This is a genomic window from Pseudomonas sp. PDM22 (assembly GCF_014851965.1).
GTDB lineage: Bacteria > Pseudomonadota > Gammaproteobacteria > Pseudomonadales > Pseudomonadaceae > Pseudomonas.
The window spans coordinates 1-2,574 of sequence record NZ_JACVAR010000015.1; the positions used below are offsets into that span (position 1 = coordinate 1).

At 64.5% G+C, this 2,574-nt stretch carries 1 protein-coding gene; it reads right to left on the reverse strand.

Translation table 11 applies throughout. The features are described 5' to 3' along the window. Positions 1–2,574 (reverse strand): Ig-like domain-containing protein (locus tag IB255_RS30410; RefSeq protein WP_192211273.1); only part of this gene is annotated, 2,574 nt, incomplete at both ends.

The window sequence follows — 2,574 nt, forward strand, 5'->3', positions numbered from 1 at the left end:
CGTCGAAGACGTGGATGATGTCGCCCTTCTCGGCACCGTCACCGGAAATCACCGGGGTGGTGTCGTTGGTCGAACCATTCTTCGGCACGTCGATCAGGTTGGACGGATCATCGTTGTCCACCACGTCGCGGATGGTCGGCGCCGAGGAGTCGAGTTTCACCTCGTAACCGTGGTCAGCCACGATGACGCCCACGTTGCCGGCGACGTCATGGGCCACCAGGGTGGCGTGGATGTTGGTTTCCGCTGCGAGGTCCGCACCGGCCACCTTCACGCTCCAGCTGCCGTCTGCCGCTACCTTGGCGCTGTAGTCGGTGCCGTTGAGCTTGAAGCTCACCACGTCACCGGCCTGGAACTCACCGGCAGCCTTGCCGCTGATGGTCTGCTGGGCCTTGGCTTCTTCGGCGTTGACGATGTCGTCGCCGGCCACGGTATCGATGGTCAGGGTCGCTACCGGTGCGGTCAGGTCCACGGTGTACGCATGGCTGGCCTTCACGTCGGCACTGTTGCCAGCGGCATCATGAGCCACCAGGGTGGCATCGATGCTGCTGCCCTTGGACAGGTCGGTACCCGATACCTGCACGCTCCAGCTGCCATCGGCCGCTACCTTGGCGCTGTAGTCGGTGCCGTTGAGCTTGAAGCTGACCACGTCACCAGCCTGGAACTCACCGGCGGCCTTGCCGCTGATGGTCTGGTTGGTCATGGCTTCGGCGGCGTTGACGATGTCGTCGCCGGCGACCACGTTGATGGTCAGGGTCGCTACCGGCGCGACCAGGTCGACGCTGTAGCCGTGATCGGCTACGACGCTGGCGCTGTTGCCGGCCTTGTCGTGGGCCACCAGGGTGGCGTGGATGCTGGTTTCCGCCGCGAGGTCCGCGCCGGCCACTTTCACACTCCAGGTACCGTCAGCCGCGACTTTCGCGCTGTAGTCGGTGCCGTTGAGCTTGAAGCTCACCACGTCGCCCGCCTGGAACTCGCCACCGGCCTTGCCGCTGACGGTCTGCTGGACCTTGGCTTCTTCGGCGTTGACGATGTCGTCGCCGGCGACCACGTTGATGGTCAGGGTCGCTACCGGCGGGGTGAGATCCACGCTGTAGGAACGGCTTCCCGGTACTTCGGTGGCATTACCAGCTTCATCATGGGCCACCAGGATGGCGTCAATGCTGGTTTCCGAAGCCAGGTCGGCACCGGCCACTTTCACGCTCCAGGTGCCGTCAGCCGCTACCTTGGCGCTGTAGTCGGTGCCGTTGAGGGTGAAGCTGACGGTGTCGCCGGCCTTGAACTCGCCGGTCGCCTTGCCGCTGATGGTCTGGTCGACCTTGGATTCGGCGAGGTTGAGGGTGTTGTCGTCGGTCACCGGGTTGATGACCAGGCCAGCCACCGGCGGGGTGATGCTCACCTCGTACGGATGATCGGCGACGACGTTGGCGCTGTTGCCAGCGGCATCGTGAGCGACCAGTGTCGCGTGAATGTTGCTGTCTGCAGCCAGATCAGAACCGGCCACCATGACGCTCCAGCTACCGTCTGCGGCGACCTTGGCGCTGTAGTCGGTACCATTGAGCGCGAAGCTGACGACATCGCCCGCCTGGAACTCGCCGGTCACCTTGCCGCTGATAGTCTGGTCGCTCTGCGACTCGATGTAGTTGAGGACGTCGTCCTCGGTCACAGGGTCGATGGTGAGGTGCGCTACCGGTGCGGTGGTGTCGACGCTGTAGCCATGGTCGGCCACCACGTCGGCGACGTTGCCGGCGGTGTCATGGGCCACCAGGGTGGCGTGGATGTTGGTTTCCTTGGCCAGATCGGCGCCGGAGACCGAGACACTCCAGTTGCCGTCCTTGTCGACCGCCGCGCTGTAGGTGGTGTCGTTGAGCTTGAAGCTCACCACGTCGCCAGACTTGAACTCGCCCGACGCCTTGCCGCTGATGATCTGCGGGCTCTTCGACTCGGTCAGGTTGACAATGTCGTCACCAGCCACGGTATTGATGGTCAGTGTCGCCACCGGGGGGGTGATGTCCACACCGTAGTCGTGGGTCGCGGTGGCGCTGGCGCTGTTACCCGCCGCGTCGGTCGCCACGAAGCTCGCTTCGATCCGGTGATCGGCATCGGCCACCAGCTCGGCACCCGGAACACTGATGCTCCACTTGCCGGCAGCGTCGATCTTGCCGCTGTAGGTGACGTCGTTGACCACGATCTTGACGATGTCGCCGGCACGGCCGCCGGTGGTACCACCGGTGATCTGCTGGGCGACCTTCGACTCGGCCAGGTTGACGATGTCGTCGCCGGCCACGATGTTGATGTTCAGCGAAGCTACCGGCGGTTTATCGATCACGGTGTACGCGTGATCGGCGACCACGTCGGCCACGTTGCCCGCCGCATCGTGCGCCACCAGGGTGGCGTGGATGCTGGTTTCCGCCGCGAGATCCGCGCCGGCCACCTTCACGCTCCAGCTGCCGTCTGCAGCCACTTTGGCGCTGTAGTCGGTGCCGTTGAGCTTGAAGCTCACCACGTCGCCAGCCTGGAACTCACCCGAGGCCTTGCCGCTGATGGTCTGCTGGGCCTTGGCTTCTTCGGCGTTGA